Raw genomic sequence first — 18793 nt, forward strand, 5'->3', positions numbered from 1 at the left:
GAATACCCGCACTTGTTAGTTATTGGTATTGGATAGCTGGAGAGAATCGTTAGAATTACCTGAAATTGCTCCGTATCTTAAAGATACAATTCAAATATATTTTCAAAATCAGACACTATTTATCTTCCTGGACAGCCAGTTTATTTTTATGAGGAGCAAGTTGACTAAGGATGGTATTGATAGCCACATACAAAGTGTTTTTTCGAGTCATAGAAGAAGCGATAGAAATCTATTTAGTGCGTCATCCTAGAAAAAAATCGGTATAATCTCATAACAATAATGAAGCTTCCACCGGATTATCTCAGCGCCATACGTAATGTGCAGCAGCTGTTTTCGGCATCGCTGTTTGAGAAGTCGATCCGTATGCCGTCAGGCGTGTATTTGAGATTGTATGTGATGGTAACACCTGTCGAGCGGATGAGTTGTTCGACTTCTCCATGGTTGGATTGTTGCGCCGCGTTCATGAGCCGATGGGCAAAGTCATCAGAAGCCGTCAGCGTATTGATGAATCGATTTGCTTGATTCATCACTTCCTTAAACCGTGTTGCTGAAGCATTGAATTTCCGAGTATCCACTTCGGGGAAGGGGCTTCTTCCGTTTTGCGGTGTAGGGGAAGGCATCGCCAAATAACCTGGATGGACCGGCATGAACGCTTGCAGCCGTGGATGGAAGCCGTAGGGAAAAGAAGAATAATACATAGGAGAACCTCCACGTCGTCTCGATGACTCAGTATATGCCTATTGTGGTAGATTCGTGTAGGAGACTAGGACAAGTTTACCTGATGTGAATATGAAGGGCTGCGAAAATTAGAAAGGCGATGTGCCTGTTGGTAGATGCTTCTGAACAGGAACGTGGAGGAGCGGCCGCCAGGGGCTCAGGGTGCGAGGTTTTTCGTCAGCAACTAGTGGAGTTGCAGCGGGAGATTTATCATTATGAGCTGGGGAGGTGGTTTCGCGTGCTTCCTTCCAAAAGGTCGCTGAACTTTAGGAGATCTAGGAAAAGATTGATTGGTTGTTGGATTTGTATACGGAGCGAAAGTGCAGTCTGTGGAATTGTGTTTTTGAAGCTTTCGCGATGTGAAATTAATAGTGGTCTATACAATTTTGATTCGAACCAGAATAGGAGAGAGGGCATGAATCGATTGCTGAAAACAGAGGAAGAGCGGCTACAAACCCTCTATGCGAAATTAAAAGAAGCCAAGCACAGCGAACCAATCGGTTTCAGTGCGCAACTTGCGCGATTATCCTATCAGATTTTGCAATTGGAACGGAAGTTGAGAATCCAAGATCCGGTAAAACAGTACGAGTGCATCGGCGTCATGATGGAGCATGCCTATTATATGAAAACGGAGCAGAAGGACCGTCATGTTGCGAAGCGTACCTTTGAGCAGATTTTACAGTTGGACCGGCATAATCCGGAAGCGAATTATCGCTATGCCTTTCTTCATTATGAAGATGAGGAATGGGTCGCCGCCATTCGCTATTTCAAAGCGTCGCTCTTTGACAATTCTTCCGATTTTCCTTTGGCGCAAGATCAGATTGTGAAGGCGAATTTGTTCATCAGTTATTGTGCGATGATGCTCACAAAGGAATCGATGCGCGCCGCGGAGGGCTTGAAGACTGATGACTTGTTGGTGACGGAGGGCGTCAGTATCGATGAACTTTCCTCCCGTGTAAAAACGTTGTTGGCGCAGTCGGAGTATCGGCTGTTGAGCAGCAAAGGCGAGAAGTTCATCTCAAAAGAGCGGTATGAGAAGTTGGAAGCGGATGTCGAGCTGGGGGCCTTATGGCTCGATATGACTTCGGAGCCGCCTTCCGTCAAGAGCGGAGACCGGTGTAGGGAAATTTCCCGGCAAAACGGGATTTTACTCAAAAAGCTGTTGTTGAAATCAGCCCAAGGAGAGGCGCTTTCGTTGGCTGAGATTACAGGGTACCAGGAAGAAGCGATAGCGGATAGCCATGATGTCAGCTGGGGGAGTTACCGAAAGAAGATCCAGCGAATCAATGAAAAATTATGTGAGATTGGCTTTCTTGAGCAGCTTATCAAAGTTATCCCTGGCACTCAAAGTTACAAGGTCAAAGCGTGTGAGTTTGCGATTATTGAATATGATGCGAAATGATCTGAATCCCTCTCTTGCCTGGAGGGATTTTTTCGTGTGACAGGGGTGTCACAGTCATGTCCGTATACTTGGGGTATCAAATGAAACGGAGATGATGAGATGACAACGAATTGGAATGGATTATTGAACGGCTACGGGTTTGATGTGCGGGAAATGCAGGAAGGGCGATTTGATTTATGCAATCTGACCCGTCATAATGAGTATTTTCTTATATCGCTTTTGGAGAAGCTGCCGATCGGGGCGTCTGTTACAGGAGCCATTCTTACAATACAAGGGGAAGCCGTGACGGAAAAAGATTGGGTCAGCCATTTGGAGAAGTATATGGATGGCAGAAGTGAATCCAGTTACGGGCCTACTGCAATCCCGTTGAATCAACTCGACGTGTATATTGCGGGGATTGTCATGCAGTTGAATCGGCTAGGCTATGGCATGACGTATTCATGTGATGGGCATGAACGGAGAACGCCCGTCCTTTATTTTGCAACGGCAGAATTTGCACGGATGGCGAAAAGTTTGCTGGAATATTGCGGGTTGGACATCAGACGAACGGGCGTGAAACTTTCAATTCGCACAGAGCGGAAAAACTTGCCGGAAATCGCTGTGCAACTTTCCGGATACTCGTCTGAATTAATTCAAAAAATATGTCAGGAACACAATGAACTTATTAATGAAGAGTCGTTTAACAAGTCATTGGAAACGCTCCTTGCCATACCTGGGGAGAGCGGGGACGAGGAATGGGTCCGGGAATATGTCATTCAAGAACTTGAACCGTTTACAGATCGGATCGAAGTGGATCATTATGGAAATGTTGTGGCCGTAAAAACGTTCGGACCAGGACTGACTGTATTGTTGAATGCGCATTTGGATACGGTTGAACCGATTGCCGATAGACGCGAAATCATCAAAACGGGTAATATCTGGTCAAGTAGTGAGGGGATTTTGGGGGCGGATGACCGTGCAGGTGTGAACATTGTGTTGGCCGCTGCCAAATCAGTGATAAAGAGTCAATTTAATGGGACAATCAAATACATCTTTACGGTGCAAGAGGAAATCGGACTTCTCGGTGCCCGGCAAGTCTCGAAAACTTTTCTATGGGATGTCGACATGGCGTTTGTCATCGACCGGCGGGGGACGCATGATATCGTCACTTCCAAAGGAGGCTTTGAACCTTATTGCACACCGAAATTTGGAAAGGCGCTTGAACGTATCGCCCGAAAATCCGGCGACAGCAGATGGCGTACAGTGGAAGGCGGATCAAGTGATACGTATATTTGGTCACAGTGCGGCATTGAAAGTGTGAATTTGTCGGCCGGGTATATGAATGAGCATACGCCTGATGAGACATTGGATGTGAAGGCCTGTTATGGGACTTATCAGTTTGTTATGGAGATATTGAATGATTGTCGGAGTATTGCAAAGCTGGATGGACGATTGAATCAGGTTATGAGAGCGTGAGAAGCGGTTACTTCTGTGAACGGCCGTTGTATGGTGTTGGAGAGAGATATTTGGTCAAAATATCGGATGGTGAATCCATTACTATCGAAATCCAATTGACCAATCAGTATGATAGGGTGGGACAATGTATTATGGGTTACACGTTTCTACGTCTTAGTTAAAAAAGAGAATGGGCTCCTATAGCTGAAAGCGCCCGGATACAGTATCGCTTATAGAAAGAACTCCAGCAAACTGATGCAGAAAGGAGGCAACCAAAATGCAAATCCAAATGAAGCGGGCGTATGATCCGGTGGCGGATGATGATGGGGCACGGGTTCTGGTCGATCGTTTGTGGCCGAGAGGGTTGTCAAAGGAGAAGTTGAAGTTGGATCATTGGATGAAGGAGGTCGCCCCTTCCCATGAGTTGCGGAAATGGTTCGGCCATGATCCTGATAAGTTTGAGGTGTTTTCACGAAAGTACGAAGAAGAACTGCAATCAGACGTTGCCCAGGCACAGTTAATACAACTGATTGAAATGGCGCATAGCGGGCGGCTTACGCTTGTTTACGGTGCTAAAGATGAGACGTATAATCAGGCCCGTGTATTGAAGGAAATCATCGAACGGCAGCGTGGATAACCCGCTGCCGTTTTCCTTGTTTTCGATTTATCAAAGCAGGCGGACCCGTCACCTTTACATAAAGGGAATCTATCGAACTTTTATTAAAAAGATTATACTGGGAGGAGAATCGATACATAAGGAGAAAACAGGATGATGAAACGGATTGCCGCTGTCGATGCACTGGCGAATGAATGGCAGGATGCCCTACACAAGCGTATTAGCAAATCGGCAGGTGTAAGAAGTTAGTCGATGGACAAACTGTTTTATGGGAAGCGAGTGATCGCCCTACTTAAAGGAGTGATGACAGCATGCGTCATGAGCGAAAAACGGATCTGGACAGCACCGCAGAACGGGTCGCGCTGTGGCGTGCTTTGCACGTTTAGATTGATTCCCCGCCTTATGTGATGGAAGATCAGATTGCTTTGCAGCTGGTGAATCCAAGCGACAATTGGAGGGAACGCCCCGATATGGACTCTGATTTCAGCCGTACCTTTCGGGCATCCATCATGGGGCGGGCTCGTTTTATCGAAGACATCGTAACCGACCAGGTGAATGAAGGAGTCTCCCAATATGTCATCTTGGGCGCAGGACTTGATACGTTTGCGGAGCGCCGGCCTGAGCTTGGTTCCCGGATGCGCGTCTTTGAGGTAGATCGTCCCGGTACCCAAGCATGGAAACGCAATCGGCTCATGGAATTGGGCTTCGACATCCCTGAATGGCTCCGCTTTGTTCCAGTCGACTTTGAAACAGAAGGCTCCTGGTTGGAGAAACTTCAAGCGGCCGGATTTGACAGGAGCCAGCCAGCTGTCGTGGCTTCCGCCGGAGTTACCCAGTACTTGACAAAGGAGGCAATCGCGGACACGCTACGCCAGGTTGCAACTCTTTCTCCTGGCTCCCTATTGATGATGACGTTCCTGTTGCCGCCTGAATTGACGGAACCTGAAGTACGTTCCGGATTTGAAGAGAGCGAGAAGGGGGCGCGGGCGGGCGGCACCCCGTTCATCAGCTTTTTTTCGCCTCTCGAGATGCTGTCGCTTGCCCGGGAGGCCGGTTTCTCTGAAGTTCGGCACGTACCCGCTACCGAGTTGAATGAGCGATACTTCACCGGTCGACCCGACAACCTGCGTCTGCCAAGTGGGGAGGAATTCCTGCTGGCAATGACCTGATTTTACTTTTGAAACCAGTCCCTGTGTGCGGTACAAATCGGAATTGTTCCTTGCACAGGCACCGGTTTTTAATATTGAGTTTACTTTTTCAAAGTGCGAAATATTGGATAATGGTTTTTCGTATTAAATAGTTTGAGCTATTCAATAAATGTTACTTCAAGTTATCATTTAAAACGCTTTTCTCCAATACCGAAAATTTATCACCGTAAACTTTCGTAATATGGGTTTCTCCCCATTCACACAGTGAATGTAAGATACCTTCTAAGCTTTGTCCATATTCGCTGAGTTCGTATTCTACTTTTGGAGGAACTTGATTATAGACAATACGAGTAATAACTCCGTCTTCCTCTAATTCTCGCAATTGTTGAGTTAACATTTTTTGTGTAATGTTTGGCATGAGACGTTTCAATTCGCTTGTTCGTTTTTTGCCGTGTGTCAGATGGCAAAGGATCACACATTTCCATTTACCTCCGATTACTTCGAGTGTTGCTTCAACAGAAATATTGTATTTCTTGGCTTGCATATGTTGTCCTCCTTGTATAGGAACTAAAAGGTGCCTATATTACTTTTTGGTATCTATATCACTTTAAAGTGCGTACTTTTCATTAAGGATGATATATATCATAATAACATTTGCAGGAACGTGCATACTATACGTACTTTTTCGGTGAAACAAAAAAAACACATAAAAAATTTGGAGGTTGGCCATAGGATGATTTCAAATTTACAAGATACAACAACACTGCATAATGGCGTGAAAATGCCTTGGTTCGGACTTGGCGTTTTTAAAGTCGAAGAAGGGCCTGAACTGGTAAATGCAGTAAAAACAGCAATTACTCACGGATACCGTAGCATTGATACGGCAGCGATTTATGCGAATGAAGAAGGGGTCGGCAAAGGAATTCAAGAAGGGCTGAAAGAAACAGGTATTTCAAGGAAAGAGCTATTTGTTACGTCAAAGGTTTGGAACTCAGATTTAGGGTATGAATCAACAATTGCTGCATACGAAACAAGTTTACGGAAACTCGGCTTGGAGTATCTGGATTTATATTTGATTCATTGGCCGGTGGAAGGGAAGTATAAAGAGGCTTGGAAAGCATTAGAAACACTTTATAAAGAAGGCCGAGTCAAAGCAATTGGCGTCAGTAATTTTCAAATCCATCATTTGGAAGATTTGATGAAGGATGCCGAAATTAAACCGATGGTCAATCAAGTGGAGCGCCATCCACGATTAACGCAAAAAGAGCTGCAAGCCTTCTGCCAAAGCCATGACATTCAGCTTGAGGCATGGTCGCCATTAATGCAAGGTGAGTTGCTTTCCAATGAAGTACTTCAGAAAATTGCGGACAAGCATAATAAATCCGTCGCTCAAACGATTTTGCGTTGGGATTTGCAGCAAGGGGTTGTCATCATCCCAAAATCAACAAAAGAACATCGCATTGTTGAAAATTCGAGTGTCTTTGATTTTGAATTGACGGATGAAGAAATGAAGATCATTGATGGGTTGAATCAAAATTATCGAGTTGGGCCGGATCCGGATAACTTTGATTTTTAATAAGGAACGGTGTAAAACACAATCTTGGGAGGGACCTGCATGCAACTGAATTTGAAGGGGAAAACGGCACTCGTTACTGGGTCTACGTCAGGAATTGGAAAAGCGATCGCCGTCGCTTTAGCGGCGGAAGGGACCGCAGTCCTTATTAATGGACGCCGTGAAGAAAAAGTCGCTGAAACGATAAAAGAAATCCAAGAACAGTATTCTGACGCCGTCCTTCATCCGGTAGTGGCTGATTTGGCAACGGAGCAAGGATGCCGACAGGTAATCGAGATGTACCCTGAAGTGGACATTCTGATTAACAACTTGGGAATTTTCGAGCCTGCCGAGTATTTTGATATTCGTGATGAAGATTGGTTTAAGTTTTTTGAAACCAACATCATGAGTGGCGTTCGACTTACCCGCCATTATGTCAACCGAATGATTCAGAAAAAAGAAGGCAGAGTCATCTTTATCGCAAGCGAAGCAGCGATCATGCCATCTCAAGAAATGGCTCATTACAGCGCGACCAAAACGATGCAGCTCTCGATTTCCCGTAGTTTAGCCGAGCTGACTACCGGGACGAATGTGACGGTCAATACGGTTATGCCTGGTTCGACGTTAACTGAAGGCGTGGAAACGATGTTGAACAGCCTTTATCCGAATGAGATCTTAACGATGGAGGAAGCTGAAAAGCGATTTATGAAAGAAAATCGGCCAACTTCCATTATTCAAAGGCTTATCCGACCCGAAGAAATTGCACATTTCGTTACCTTCTTGTGCAGCCCACTCACCTCGGCCATTAATGGTTCTGCGTTACGGATCGATGGAGGTTTAGTGCGTAGTGTGTTTTAATAACAGAACGGTGCCAGGTTCCTGACAAAGGGGAACATGGGCACCGTTTTTTTATTTGCAATACAGCAAAATAAGATTATAATTAAAGTGACGTTTGTATATACAAATGAATTTAGTTATCAATTATAGAAGGGGATAGGACTCGTTGATGGAAAAAAATGTAGAGCCAGTCTTACTAATGATGGATAAAACTCTGTTGTTCGGGTGGCGTTATCATGGAGACTCCTAATTCTGATTATTTACTAAGAAACTGCCTGTATTTTACCACTGCCCGATTTGCAAGGCAGATGGAAAAGCTAGCTGGGGAAGCATTTTCATCAATCGATATCCCCCCTTCTTACGCTTATTTGATCATTACAATCCATGATTATCCGGGGATTACTCAAAAAGAGCTGTGTAAAAAGCTTACGATTGCTCCCTCAACAAGTACTAGGCTCATTGACAAACTGGTAAAACAAAACTATGTAGAGCGGAAGCCTGACGGTAAACATATTTTGATTTATTTAACCGAAGAGGGAACAGCTTTGTGTAACGAAATATATGAGAGTTTGAATAAAATTTATTTGCGACACGCAGAGATTTTGGATGAAACTCATAGCCAGCAATTGATTCACTTACTACATAAAGCAAGTGAATTGATGGAAAAATAATAGATAAAGGAGCTTTCACATGGGAATCATGACGAATCAAATTGCTTTAGTAACAGGTGCAGGAACTGGATTAGGGCGGGCAACAGCACTTCAATTGGCGGCCGAAGATGCGAAGGTTATCTTAACGGGAAGACGTCAGGAAAAATTGCAGGAAGTAGCGCAACTTATTGAACAGGCGGGTGGACAATCGATTGTATACCCAATGGATGTGACCAATCCGGAAGAGGTTACGAGGCTGCGTGAATATTTACTCGCTCAAGTAGGTCGGGTCGACGTGTTAATCAATAACGTCGGGGGAACCGGTGAGTACAGCACAGTCCATGACATGACGGTTTCGTCATGGGATCATACAATCCGTCTTAACTTATATAGCTCATTTTTAGTAACCAATGCAGTTCTTCCTATAATGAGAAAACAAAAATATGGTCGAATTGTATCCATTACTTCGGCTATGGCTAACTTTGTGTACGAAGGCTTAGGAGCATATTCCGCTGCTAAAGCAGGTTTGGAAGGGTTAATGCGAACTGTGGCACTCGAAGAAGAAAAACATGGTATTTTAGTGAACATGTACGATCCAGGGAATTTGAAAACGGAACAAAACCCTTATGGAGAAGGAGATCCAGCTACAGTTGTTGATGGAATTGTAAAATTGGCAACTTTACCAGCAGATGGGAGTAGTGGACAGGTTATTAGAGCGGACCAATAAGACTGTAGGTAACGTACATATTACCGGCATTTATAATATGGAAAAATCATCTGAATAAAAAATTGAAGTGAAGGTAAAAGTAAGTTGATGGGACTCAGCTCCAACGTGATATTTCACTTTCATAAAATTTCAAGTGAATTAAAACGGGAATAAGAGGAGGATGGACATATGGAATTATCAAACAAAATTGCGGTCGTGACGGGTGCTGGAAGCGGTATTGGCCGAGCAAGCAGCTTGAAACTTGCTAGTAACGGTGCAAAAGTTGTTTTAGTTGATTTCAATAAGGAAACAGGGGAAGAAACGTTAAAACTTGTGAAAGAACAAGGTGGGGAAGGCATTTTCGTACAAGCCGATGTCTCGAAAACAGAGGATGTGCAAAACTATGTCAATAAAGCTGTCGAAACTTATGGCCGCATAAATGTATTTTTTAACAACGCGGGGATCATTCAAAAGTTCGCTCCTTTTACGTCAGTTGAAGAATCCGAATTTGACCGTATTATGTCCGTCAATGTAAAAGGGATATTCCTTGGAATGAAATATATATTAAAAGTGATGGAGGAACAAGGGCACGGCTCCGTGATAAATACGGCTTCTACCGCAGGAATTCGCGCAGAACATAGCGTTGCTGTATACTCTGCCAGCAAACATGCAGTTATCGGTTTAACGAAAGGTGCCGCGTTAGAATATGCAAAAAAAGGAATTCGAATTAATGCACTTTGTCCGGGAGGAGTAGAAACATCCTTAACAGCGAGTGTTACTGAGCAGTTTGAAAAGGGTGGTTACGTCCCTGAGGAAATACCAAATATGCGAATGGGCCGATATGCTGCGCCTGAAGAACTGGCGGAAATGGTCGTTTATTTAGCGTCAGAAAAAGCGAGTTACATGACAGGTTCAGTAGTTGTTGTCGACGGAGGCTTAACTTTATAATTTTTCCAGTATAAGAGCAGTAATGGGAATGGGTACTTCGGAAGCAAATTATTTTGCAATAGAAGGAGCACCTGTGAACACGTCTTTTACATGTCAGGGGAAACCATGCCAAGGTATCCCTTTTTCGGCATGGCATTCACAATGTGCTCTCGTGCAACTTCCTTCCTAATATGAAGTAAATTAGCTTACGCAGTAGTCCCACAAGAAATGTACCTACCATAGCAGTCATTGAAAAAAGGATTCACTTGGTTTGTTACTGCCAAGTGGATCCTTTTTTCATAAGTGGGTGATTCGATGTGACTTTGACAAATCCGAGCTGATTTGTTCGGCAGTTTGCAGCAGCAGCGGTAGAAATTTTTCTTCAATGAGTTCGCTATTTATCCGATCGGCATGAGATGAAATATTGATTGCCGCCACTGTTTTCCCTTCATGATTCCGTATGGGGGCTGCCAAGGAGCTGAGTCCTTCTTCCAATTGCTGTTCCACAAATACCCAACCATCTTTTTTGATTTGATCAAGCCTTGCCAGTAGGGCAGCTGGATCGACTACTGTTTGTTTTGTAAATGACTGTAAATTTGTTTCATTAAAAAACTGTTCCTTTTCGTCCGGGGATAAATATGCGAGCAACACTTGTCCCATGGAAGTTGCGTAGGCAGGTAATTTGGAGCCCACCTCCAAAGAAATGGCCATGATCCGTTTTGTCGGGATTCTGGCGACATAAACGATATCTGTCCCATCTAAAACGGAAATCGAAGTAGATTCTCCCGTCTGCTCGACTAGTTTTCTCATATGCGGATGGGCGATTTCCCAAATGTTTTTGGAAGAAAGATACGAATATCCGAGGGACAGGACACGGGCGGTTAACGAAAAATGGCCTTCCTCCGATGTAGCAAACCCTAAACTTTCTAATGTAAGTAATATTCTGCGTACAGCTGGCCGGCTCAATCCCGTAATTTTCGCAGCTTCCGTTACAGTGAGCGTTGGATTTTCATGTGAAAATGCTTGAACTACGAGTAAGCCCCGTTCCAATGATTGGATAAAATCAGCGTTATTAATAGAATTATTTGAAAGTTCCATTGACAATCCCCTTACTTTCATGATTAGATTAAAGTGTACGATATACGAAATAAATGTACGTTTATCGTACAATATGTCGTGCGTCCTTGCAAGAGTCATCGTATAAAAATAGTAGAGGAGAATAAGGATGAAAACAGCGATTAAACAGCTTCAATCCGTCATCGTGGACGTTCCTATCAAAAGACCTCATCAATTTTCTACCGAAATTGTGTCAACAAAAAGTTTTGTAATCATTCAAGTAGAGTTGGAGAATGGTCTGATTGGGATAGGAGAAGGAACGACGCCGGGCATTTGGTGGAACGGGGAAAGCACGGAGACGATGCAGCTGGTAATTGAGCAGTATATCAAACCGCTTCTCATCGGGAAAGACCCAAGAAATATAGAGCAGTTATTGCAGTCGTTTGATCGTCATGTACGTGCCAATCCATTTGCAAAAGCGACAGTAGAAATGGCGCTTTTTGATGTCGTCGGCAAAATCTACAATGCACCGGTCCACCAATTACTGGGCGGTTTATTTCAAGAGGCGATCGATGTGAAATGGGCGTTGGCGACAGGAGATGCGGATGGCGATATCGAAGAAGGTAAAGAGCTTGTCCGCAGCAAGCAATATAAGGATTTTAAAATTAAAGCAGGTAAATTCGAGCCGGCTGCGGATGCGAAACGTGCAGTTAAAATTGCGGAGGGGCTGCGGGGAATTTCCACAATCGGAATTGACCCGAATGGTTCATGGAACAGAGGTACGACGGTCAGATGGATGGATCGATTAAACGAGGCGGGAGTCGATTTCCTAGAACAACCGCTTGCTCCTTTGGATTTTGAAGGGGCGGCCAAATTGGTGGAAATGAAAAAAGTGCCTGTCATGGCGGATGAAAGCGTCGCGACCATTCAAGATGCGCAACGTCTCGCCCAAGAAAAAGCAGCGGATATCTTTTCATTGAAAATCCATAAATCGGGCGGGATGCGAAACACGCTGAAAGTGGCCGCGATTGCAGAGGCAGCGGGGATTTCCTGTTTCGGCGGGACGTCGCTTGAAAGTTCCATTGGATCAGCGGCAAGTATCCATGCGTTCGGCGTGTTGAGAAATTTGGACTACGGTTGCGAAACATTCGGGCCGCAATGGCTTGCTGATGATCTAGTGAAAAATCCGCTTGAATTTAAGGATGGCAAGATCAGAATCCCTTCCGGCCCGGGATTGGGTGTTGAATTGGATGAATCGAAGATTGAAAAATATAAAAGAAGGCAGGAGGCATTTGCTAATGGCTTATTTTGAAGCACCTCGTTTAACTTTTTTATTTGATTTAGAGCTGCAAGTTGAAAAGGCGCATTTGCCGGGGACGACGCCAATTGGAACGAGAAGGATTATTCGGGTAGAGGGCGGTCATTTTGGTGGAGGAGAAGTAAGTGGAAAAGTCGTTCCCGGCGGAGACGATTGGATTACGGTCCGGGAAGACGGGACCATTATCCAGGACGTTCGTATTTTACTTCAAACGGATGATGAAGAACTGATCATGATGTCTTACAGAGGAATCCGGACGGGTCCGAAAGAGGTGCTAGCCCGGCTTGATCGAAGCGAGGAAGTAGCTGTCGAAGAGTATTATTTCAGAACGAATCCAGTATTTGAGACAGCATCTGAAAAATACGATTGGCTGAATAAAAGAATCTTCGTTTCCACAGGACAGCGGTTGGCAACGGGAGTAAAATATTCTGTTTATCAAGTAGATTAAGAGGCGGTGGAAGTATGATAAAAGAATTTCATCTTGAACAAGATGTCACACTGGCGGGCCGCGACACACCGGGAGAAAAAGGGACCATCATTGCGCTGCACGGACTTACAGGCAATCATAAAACGTTTTATCATTATAGAAAGCTGCTGGAAAACGAATATCGGTTTATTACTTACGATTTGCGCGGCAGAGGGAACAGCAGTCCGGCAGATGAACAAACTTCTTTGTTTCAGCATGCGGAAGATTTGAAAGCCTTTATTGCCAAAAATGAGATTGAACGCCCGATCCTCATGGGCTATTCCATGGGAGCTTATATTTGCGCCCAAGTGGCGAGCGAAATCGATGTGGAAGCGCTGATTTTGCTGGATGGGGCAGGAACGGCTGAAGAGCGGCAGCGCGAGTTAATCCTTCCTTCGTTGAGCCGATTGGAGAAGACATATGAATCTCCAGACGATTATGTCGCGCAAACGAGGAAGGTTTATGAATCGCTGCATATCAAGTGGGATGAAATCATTGAAGACATTGCCCGTTATGAAGTGAAAAAAACGGCGGAAGGCTACCGACATAAGTCAGAATCATCCGACATGAAGAAGGATTTTAACAGTTTTTATGAATTTCATCCGAAAAAGGTGTTTGAAAAGATTTCTTGTCCCATCCTTCTGGTAATTGCAAACGGCAAATTAGGAGAAAAAGAGTCTTTATTCACAAAAGAAACATATACAGAAACCATTGCAGCTGCGAAGGATATCACCACAATTGAAGTGCCGGCAAACCATTACACGCTCATGTTCGAAAAACAACCTAAAGTCGAAGACAGCATTAGTGCGTTTTTAAACAATTTGTGAAGAGGTGAAGGCATGTATAAAGACAAACAAATGTCGATTTCTGATGCGCTTGCCCATATTCAATCAGGACAAACCATTATGGTCGGAGGATTTGGGTTAATCGGCTGTCCGCTGACGGTCATTCAACATTTGACGGAACATGATGTGAATGAACTGACCGTGATTAGTAACAACGTAGGGGAAGCTGGAAAAGGGCTTGGCATGCTGTTAAGACAAGGGAAAATAAAAAAGGCGATCGGTTCTTATTTTACAAGCAACCGAGACGTCGCGAAATTTTATAATGAAGGAAAAATCGAGCTGGAGCTTTTGCCGCAAGGAACAATGTCCGAAGCAATCCGGGCAGGGGGAGCAGGGATCGGCGGATTTTATACGAAGACGGCTGTCGGAACGGATTTGGCAAAAGGGAAAGAGGTCAAGGAATTGAAAGGGGAGACCTACTTGCTGCAAGAGAGCTTGACAGCGGATGTCGCAATTGTGAAGGCTTGGAAAGCAGATCGTTTAGGCAACTTGGTTTATTACAAAACGGCGCGAAATTTCAATCCGAATATGGCAACAGCTGCTTCGTTCGTCATAGCGGAAGTAGACGAAATCGTGGAGGTGGGGGAGTTGTCTCCGGAAGAAATTACGACACCTCATTTATTCGTCGATGCCATCGTTAAAAGTGAGTGGGAGTTAACGAAAGAAGGGGTGAGGCAGATTGGATAATAGCAGGGAACTGATCGCAAAACGGGCGGTGCAGGAATTGACTCCTCATTCGATTATTAATCTGGGCATCGGGATTCCCACGCTAGTTGCAGATTATATTGACGACACGCAGCATATTTTACACACGGAAAACGGCATGCTTGGAGTCACGTCAGTTGAAGAAAAGGATATTGATCCCCTGATTGTGAATGCCGGGAAATTGCCTGTCGGAGAGGCGGTCGGCGCTTCTTATTTCAGCAGTGCGGATTCATTCGGGATGATTCGCGGTGGCCATATTGACGTCGCGATTCTGGGTGCCCTACAAATTGATGCGAAAGGGAGAATCGCGAACTGGGCCATTCCGGGAAAAGATATTATCGGTGTCGGCGGCGCTATGGACTTGCTGGAAGGTGCGAAGAAAATCATCATTACAACAAACCATACAGCGAATGACGGCAGCCCTAAATTTGTAGATACATGCACGTTCCCGATTACATCTGAACGCGTGGCGGATACGATTATTACCGAATTGGCCGTATTTCAATGGCGGGATGATCATTATGAACTTGTGGAACTGATGGGAAACAGCACATTAGAAGAAGTCCAAGCGAACACAACGGCAGCTTACACCATCAGCGAACAGGTCTTCCAGCAGGAAAAAGTGTGAGCAAATGAGTGCACTGGAGGCTTTTAGGATTTATGTATTCAAATAGGTTGATAGAAATGATTAGTGAAAAATGGTGATGTATACGTACTCCTGATACATCATCATTTTTTCTTAATGATAGTCTGTGTGTACGAAACCCGGTCGGAAGAATGCTTTATGCCCGTGCTGTAAGTTCTTTGAAGCTTATTGAAAGCATTTACAATAATTGTAACAAAAAGGGAGAAGGACAGGATGAAAGCGAATCAGTTATTGCTGCAAAACTTAATTGATGTCAATCCTCGCACCGGAATCATTAAACTCCATGACAAACGGATGGGGTTAATTCCCATACAGGCTTTAGGGATTTTACGGCATGATTTAATAAATACGCTTGGAAAAGAACGGGCCAAAGGTTTCTTAATGCGCTATGGATGGGCTTGCGGTAAACAAGCTGCCGAATCGTTAAAGGAAAATTATGAATGGAAATGTATAAGGGAACTGGTGATGTCGGGGACGGCTATGCATACCCTTGAAGGAATTGTCACAGTGGAACCCGATATTTTGGAAATCGATGGAGATCATTTGTATTTTACAGGATACTGGAAAAATTCATTCGAAGTGATCAATCACCTAACGGAAAAAGAGATTAGCAGTGAGGCGGTTTGTTGGACGCTCATTGGCTATGCCAGCGGCTATTTAACGAGTGCATTTGAAAAAGAAGTTGTTGCGTACGAAAAATACTGCTGTGGAAAAGGGGACGCGGTCTGTTATTTCGTCGCTGAAACGGTAGCGCATTGCGATGAAGAACATTTAAAAGACTTGCGCTACTATAAAAACGAATCCTTGCAGGCTGTTTTGGAAGACGTCTATTCAGAGATTGAACAATTGAATAAAAATATTATAGAATCCGAAGAAGCGCAAAATCAGCTAACGGAGCTTTTTCTGCAAGGGAAGGATATTAACGAAACGACAAGTGCAATGGGCCGCATCCTTGGCCGCAGCATTGTCATTGATCACTATCAAGAAGTGTATTCCTCTCATTTTCATTGTCCTCAAGAGGAAGCCGCCTATCAAAAATGGAAGAACAGCGGAGTTATCACAAATCAGCAGGACGGTTTGTTTTTTGAATCATTTACGATGAAAAGTCATAATATGCAACTTGGGAATTTGACAATTATCGGAAAATGTAAACCGAACCAGAGGGAACTGCTAATTATTAAACGGGCCCTTATGGTATTTACCATTCAAATGTATCACCAAAGTAAAATGACTGAATCACTGTTGATGAAAAGAGAGCATTTTTTTGATGAAATGATTGAAAATAAATTTATCGATAATATGAATTTGAGCCGGCAAGCAGCTATTTTTGGCTTCAATACAAAAGAACCGCATTGTATTATCACCCTCAAAATTATTCCTGAAAAGATGAAAGAACGGGTGTTACATTTTTTAACAAAAAACGATGCTAAATTAGATTTATTTATGAAAGATCATTATATTGTAATCATTGTCGGCGCTAGCGATGATCAAGAAGTTCAAGATATTTCGATGAGGTTAATGAATTGCATTAAACGGAATTTACCGGATGTTATTTTGCATATCGGTTCCGGACGGATCGCTGAAACGGTCCATGATATGGGGAAAAGTTATGTGGATGCCACGCGGATTTGTGATTTTGTGCAGCTGACGTATCCGATTAGCAGCAGGGTGGCGACCTATAGTGATTTGGAAGGGATTATGATGTTTTTAAATGGTGCTGACCATCAAGAACTGATCAAGTTTTATAAGAAAACCATAGGCACGTTAGTGGACTATGATGATGAAAATTCGGGTAATCTGCTCATTACATTGAAATCGTATTTGGAGAATAACGGAAATCTTCAACAGACAGCATGTGATCTGCATTTATCCATCGCCGGCTTGCGTTACCGGATTGAGAAAATCGAATCACTTAGTGATATTGATCTAAAGACGGGATCGGGCCGCTTTAATGCGCAGCTAGCTACCAGAATCTACTTTGGTTTGAAAATCATTAATGCTTCTAACACCGCTATCGAAGTATAATATCATTCTACTCGTCAACTGTATCGGTTTTTAATCGGACAGATGACTTTTTTGAGGCTTTGATTCGTGGTAAATTTTATCCTCCGCAAAAACTGCTAGTCATCGTGAAGTATTACCTATCTATTTGCAGTTACAGATAGTTACGAATAGGTGTAATATTCAATTAAGTAAGCGATTACAAAAAAGGAGGAATATTCTTGAAAACTCAACAAGCAGTTAGAGTCCCATTGACGGGCGCTGAATATCTTGAAAGCCTCAAGGACAACCGTGAAATTTGGCTGCACGGCGAGAGAGTAACAGATGTGACGACCCATCCAGCGTTCCGAAACAGTGCCCGTTCGATTGCACGCCTTTATGACGCATTGCATGATCCAGAACATCAAGCTACGTTAACGAGGAAAACCGATACAGGAAATGGCGGATTTACGCAGCGCTTTTTCCAGCCTGATACAACAGCGGAAGATTTATTTAAAACACGGGATGCCATTGCGGCCTGGGCGAAAATGTCCTATGGGCAAATGGGAAGATCCCCTGATTACAAAGCTTCCTTTCTGGCCACATTAGGCGCCAATCCGCAGTATTACGGAAAATACGAGGCCAATGCAAGAAGATGGTATAAAGAAGCACAAGAGAAAAACTGGTTCTTTAATCACGCGATCATTAATCCGCCAGTCGACCGCAATAAGCCGCTGGATGAAGTAAAAGATGTCTTTGTTCACGCAACAGGTGAAACAGAAGAAGGCATCCTCGTCAGCGGGGCAAAGATGGTTGCTACTGGATCGGCACTTACCAACTATAACTTCGTCGCACATTACGGTGCTCTTGCCGTTCCAAAGGAAGAACACGCACTTGTCTTTATTGCAGACATGAATACACCCGGTGTAAAACTGGTCTGCCGTTCCTCCTACGAAATGAATGCAGCTGTGACAGGCAGTCCTTTTGATTATCCGCTGAGCAGCCGTTTTGACGAAAATGACTCTGTGCTTGTTTTTGAAAATGCTCTCATTCCATGGGAGAACGTCCTCGTTTACCGGGATATCGAAAAAGCGAACGGCTTCTTTGCTGAAAGCGGATTCCTGCATCGTTTCACTTTCCATGGCGTGACAAGGTTCGCAGTAAAGCTGGATTTTATCGCCGGTCTGTTAATCAAAGCACTCCGAGGAAATGGAACTGATACCTTCCGGGGGGTTCAAGCCAATTTGGGAGAAGTCATCGCCTACCGAAATATGTTCTGGGCGATCAGTGATGCGATGGCATTGAATCCGGAAAAAAGCGCGAACGGGACTGTGCTGCCAAACTTGAATTATGGGTTGGCATACCGCGTGTTCATGTCGGATGGCTGGTCGCATGTGAAAAACATCGTGGAGACAGTCGTCGGAGGTAGTTTAATTGTACAGCCTTCCAGTTCAATGGACTTCAAAAATGCTGAGCTGCGTCCACTCATCGATAAACTATACCGCGGGTCGAACGGGATCGAGGCGGAAGAGAAAATCAAAGTGATTAAATTGCTTTGGGACGCGATTGGCACGGAATACGGTGGCCGTCATGAACTATACGAACGGAACTATTCGGGCAATAACGAGAATATTCGAATGGAAAACTTGATCGTCGCCCAAGCGAACGGTAATGCCCAAGAGTTCGAGGACTTTGTCCAGCAATGTATGGATGACTATGACTTAGATGGCTGGGTGAATCCGACTTGGATCAATAATGATGACATTCAAGTTTACCGGAAAAAATGAA

At 44.1% G+C, this 18793-nt stretch carries 20 protein-coding genes; 17 read left to right on the forward strand and 3 right to left on the reverse strand.

What is annotated here, in order from left to right; genetic code table 11:
- Window positions 1-296 precede the first annotated feature (296 nt).
- Window positions 297-698 carry a hypothetical protein gene (locus MKY41_RS03315; RefSeq protein WP_340743688.1) on the reverse strand — a complete coding sequence of 134 codons (402 nt, stop codon included), beginning with the start codon at window positions 696-698 and terminating at the stop codon, window positions 297-299.
- A 434-nt stretch (window positions 699-1132) separates the two neighbouring features.
- Here MKY41_RS03315 and MKY41_RS03320 point away from each other — a divergent pair, with 434 nt between their 5' ends.
- From MKY41_RS03320 to MKY41_RS03340, 5 genes are all read left to right on the forward strand, one after another.
- Window positions 1133-2119: a hypothetical protein gene (locus MKY41_RS03320; RefSeq protein WP_340743689.1), complete on the forward strand. Its 987-nt coding sequence runs from the start codon at window positions 1133-1135 to the stop codon at window positions 2117-2119.
- A 99-nt stretch (window positions 2120-2218) separates the two neighbouring features.
- The gene (locus MKY41_RS03325) at window positions 2219-3574 is read left to right on the forward strand and encodes a M20/M25/M40 family metallo-hydrolase (protein ID WP_340743690.1); all 1356 of its coding nucleotides are present in this window, start codon (window positions 2219-2221) and stop codon (window positions 3572-3574) included.
- A 256-nt stretch (window positions 3575-3830) separates the two neighbouring features.
- Complete coding sequence (locus MKY41_RS03330; RefSeq protein WP_340743691.1) at window positions 3831-4190, forward strand: DUF488 domain-containing protein; 360 nt, start codon at window positions 3831-3833, stop codon at window positions 4188-4190.
- Between the two features lie 132 nt (window positions 4191-4322).
- Window positions 4323-4418 (forward strand): 3-alpha domain-containing protein, encoded by a 96-nt coding sequence (locus MKY41_RS03335; RefSeq protein WP_340743692.1) that lies wholly within the window; start codon window positions 4323-4325, stop codon window positions 4416-4418.
- A 158-nt stretch (window positions 4419-4576) separates the two neighbouring features.
- Entirely contained in the window at window positions 4577-5338 is a 762-nt protein-coding gene (locus MKY41_RS03340; RefSeq protein ID WP_340745623.1) for a class I SAM-dependent methyltransferase, read from the forward strand.
- A gap of 151 nt (window positions 5339-5489) precedes the next feature.
- On the opposite strand, the gene MKY41_RS03345 is transcribed toward MKY41_RS03340, so the two are convergent.
- A complete protein-coding gene (locus tag MKY41_RS03345) occupies window positions 5490-5861 on the reverse strand; it encodes a winged helix-turn-helix transcriptional regulator (RefSeq protein WP_340743693.1) in 372 nt (123 codons plus the stop codon).
- Between the two features lie 189 nt (window positions 5862-6050).
- On the opposite strand from MKY41_RS03345, the gene MKY41_RS03350 reads away from it, so the two are divergent.
- The 5 genes from MKY41_RS03350 to MKY41_RS03370 all read left to right on the forward strand — a co-directional run bounded on the left by MKY41_RS03350 (window position 6051) and on the right by MKY41_RS03370 (window position 10010).
- Window positions 6051-6893 (forward strand): aldo/keto reductase, encoded by an 843-nt coding sequence (locus MKY41_RS03350; protein WP_340745624.1) that lies wholly within the window; start codon window positions 6051-6053, stop codon window positions 6891-6893.
- 39 nt (window positions 6894-6932) lie between these two features.
- On the forward strand, window positions 6933-7727 hold the full coding sequence (locus tag MKY41_RS03355) for an SDR family NAD(P)-dependent oxidoreductase (RefSeq protein ID WP_340743694.1): 795 nt from the start codon (window positions 6933-6935) through the stop codon (window positions 7725-7727).
- 215 nt (window positions 7728-7942) lie between these two features.
- Entirely contained in the window at window positions 7943-8377 is a 435-nt protein-coding gene (locus MKY41_RS03360; protein ID WP_340743695.1) for a MarR family winged helix-turn-helix transcriptional regulator, read from the forward strand.
- Window positions 8378-8396: 19 nt separating this feature from the next.
- Window positions 8397-9083 carry an SDR family NAD(P)-dependent oxidoreductase gene (locus MKY41_RS03365; RefSeq protein ID WP_340743696.1) on the forward strand — a complete coding sequence of 229 codons (687 nt, stop codon included), beginning with the start codon at window positions 8397-8399 and terminating at the stop codon, window positions 9081-9083.
- 168 nt (window positions 9084-9251) lie between these two features.
- Window positions 9252-10010: an SDR family NAD(P)-dependent oxidoreductase gene (locus MKY41_RS03370; protein WP_340743697.1), complete on the forward strand. Its 759-nt coding sequence runs from the start codon at window positions 9252-9254 to the stop codon at window positions 10008-10010.
- A gap of 276 nt (window positions 10011-10286) precedes the next feature.
- Here the strand turns inward: MKY41_RS03370 and MKY41_RS03375 are convergent, their stop codons facing one another.
- Complete coding sequence (locus tag MKY41_RS03375) at window positions 10287-11087, reverse strand: IclR family transcriptional regulator domain-containing protein (protein WP_340743698.1); 801 nt, start codon at window positions 11085-11087, stop codon at window positions 10287-10289.
- Window positions 11088-11214: 127 nt separating this feature from the next.
- Here MKY41_RS03375 and MKY41_RS03380 point away from each other — a divergent pair, with 127 nt between their 5' ends.
- The 7 genes from MKY41_RS03380 (at window position 11215) to MKY41_RS03410 (ending at window position 18792) form a co-directional block, all read left to right on the forward strand.
- Complete coding sequence (locus MKY41_RS03380) at window positions 11215-12357, forward strand: muconate/chloromuconate family cycloisomerase (protein ID WP_340743699.1); 1143 nt, start codon at window positions 11215-11217, stop codon at window positions 12355-12357.
- Window positions 12344-12811, forward strand: a complete 468-nt coding sequence (locus MKY41_RS03385; RefSeq protein ID WP_340743700.1) for a DUF3237 domain-containing protein — start codon at window positions 12344-12346, stop codon at window positions 12809-12811. Before MKY41_RS03380 ends, MKY41_RS03385 begins: the two co-directional genes overlap by 14 nt.
- A gap of 14 nt (window positions 12812-12825) precedes the next feature.
- Window positions 12826-13656, forward strand: coding sequence for an alpha/beta fold hydrolase (locus MKY41_RS03390; RefSeq protein ID WP_340743701.1), 831 nt, complete (start codon window positions 12826-12828; stop codon window positions 13654-13656).
- A 12-nt stretch (window positions 13657-13668) separates the two neighbouring features.
- A complete protein-coding gene (locus MKY41_RS03395; protein WP_340743702.1) occupies window positions 13669-14361 on the forward strand; it encodes a CoA transferase subunit A in 693 nt (230 codons plus the stop codon).
- Complete coding sequence (locus MKY41_RS03400) at window positions 14354-15007, forward strand: 3-oxoacid CoA-transferase subunit B (protein WP_340743703.1); 654 nt, start codon at window positions 14354-14356, stop codon at window positions 15005-15007. Before MKY41_RS03395 ends, MKY41_RS03400 begins: the two co-directional genes overlap by 8 nt.
- A 231-nt stretch (window positions 15008-15238) precedes the next feature.
- Complete coding sequence (locus tag MKY41_RS03405) at window positions 15239-17050, forward strand: XylR N-terminal domain-containing protein (protein ID WP_340743704.1); 1812 nt, start codon at window positions 15239-15241, stop codon at window positions 17048-17050.
- Between the two features lie 197 nt (window positions 17051-17247).
- Window positions 17248-18792 carry a 4-hydroxyphenylacetate 3-hydroxylase family protein gene (locus tag MKY41_RS03410; RefSeq protein ID WP_340743705.1) on the forward strand — a complete coding sequence of 515 codons (1545 nt, stop codon included), beginning with the start codon at window positions 17248-17250 and terminating at the stop codon, window positions 18790-18792.
- The last annotated feature ends 1 nt before the right edge of the window (window position 18793 follow it).

The sequence above is a fragment of the Sporosarcina sp. FSL W7-1349 genome (genome assembly GCF_038003045.1).
Taxonomy (GTDB): domain Bacteria; phylum Bacillota; class Bacilli; order Bacillales_A; family Planococcaceae; genus Sporosarcina.

What these genes read in the sequence shown, in the direction of transcription:
- MKY41_RS03315 (WP_340743688.1), bottom strand. Translation starts at nt 698, where the DNA reads ATGTATTATTCTTCTTTTCCCTACGGCTTCCATCCACGGCTGCAAGCG.
- MKY41_RS03320 (WP_340743689.1), top strand. Translation starts at nt 1,133, where the DNA reads ATGAATCGATTGCTGAAAACAGAGGAAGAGCGGCTACAAACCCTCTAT.
- MKY41_RS03325 (WP_340743690.1), top strand. Translation starts at nt 2,219, where the DNA reads ATGACAACGAATTGGAATGGATTATTGAACGGCTACGGGTTTGATGTG.
- MKY41_RS03330 (WP_340743691.1), top strand. Translation starts at nt 3,831, where the DNA reads ATGCAAATCCAAATGAAGCGGGCGTATGATCCGGTGGCGGATGATGAT.
- MKY41_RS03335 (WP_340743692.1), top strand. Translation starts at nt 4,323, where the DNA reads ATGATGAAACGGATTGCCGCTGTCGATGCACTGGCGAATGAATGGCAG.
- MKY41_RS03340 (WP_340745623.1), top strand. Translation starts at nt 4,577, where the DNA reads ATGGAAGATCAGATTGCTTTGCAGCTGGTGAATCCAAGCGACAATTGG.
- MKY41_RS03345 (WP_340743693.1), bottom strand. Translation starts at nt 5,861, where the DNA reads ATGCAAGCCAAGAAATACAATATTTCTGTTGAAGCAACACTCGAAGTA.
- MKY41_RS03350 (WP_340745624.1), top strand. Translation starts at nt 6,051, where the DNA reads ATGATTTCAAATTTACAAGATACAACAACACTGCATAATGGCGTGAAA.
- MKY41_RS03355 (WP_340743694.1), top strand. Translation starts at nt 6,933, where the DNA reads ATGCAACTGAATTTGAAGGGGAAAACGGCACTCGTTACTGGGTCTACG.
- MKY41_RS03360 (WP_340743695.1), top strand. Translation starts at nt 7,943, where the DNA reads ATGGAGACTCCTAATTCTGATTATTTACTAAGAAACTGCCTGTATTTT.
- MKY41_RS03365 (WP_340743696.1), top strand. Translation starts at nt 8,397, where the DNA reads ATGGGAATCATGACGAATCAAATTGCTTTAGTAACAGGTGCAGGAACT.
- MKY41_RS03370 (WP_340743697.1), top strand. Translation starts at nt 9,252, where the DNA reads ATGGAATTATCAAACAAAATTGCGGTCGTGACGGGTGCTGGAAGCGGT.
- MKY41_RS03375 (WP_340743698.1), bottom strand. Translation starts at nt 11,087, where the DNA reads ATGGAACTTTCAAATAATTCTATTAATAACGCTGATTTTATCCAATCA.
- MKY41_RS03380 (WP_340743699.1), top strand. Translation starts at nt 11,215, where the DNA reads ATGAAAACAGCGATTAAACAGCTTCAATCCGTCATCGTGGACGTTCCT.
- MKY41_RS03385 (WP_340743700.1), top strand. Translation starts at nt 12,344, where the DNA reads ATGGCTTATTTTGAAGCACCTCGTTTAACTTTTTTATTTGATTTAGAG.
- MKY41_RS03390 (WP_340743701.1), top strand. Translation starts at nt 12,826, where the DNA reads ATGATAAAAGAATTTCATCTTGAACAAGATGTCACACTGGCGGGCCGC.
- MKY41_RS03395 (WP_340743702.1), top strand. Translation starts at nt 13,669, where the DNA reads ATGTATAAAGACAAACAAATGTCGATTTCTGATGCGCTTGCCCATATT.
- MKY41_RS03405 (WP_340743704.1), top strand. Translation starts at nt 15,239, where the DNA reads ATGAAAGCGAATCAGTTATTGCTGCAAAACTTAATTGATGTCAATCCT.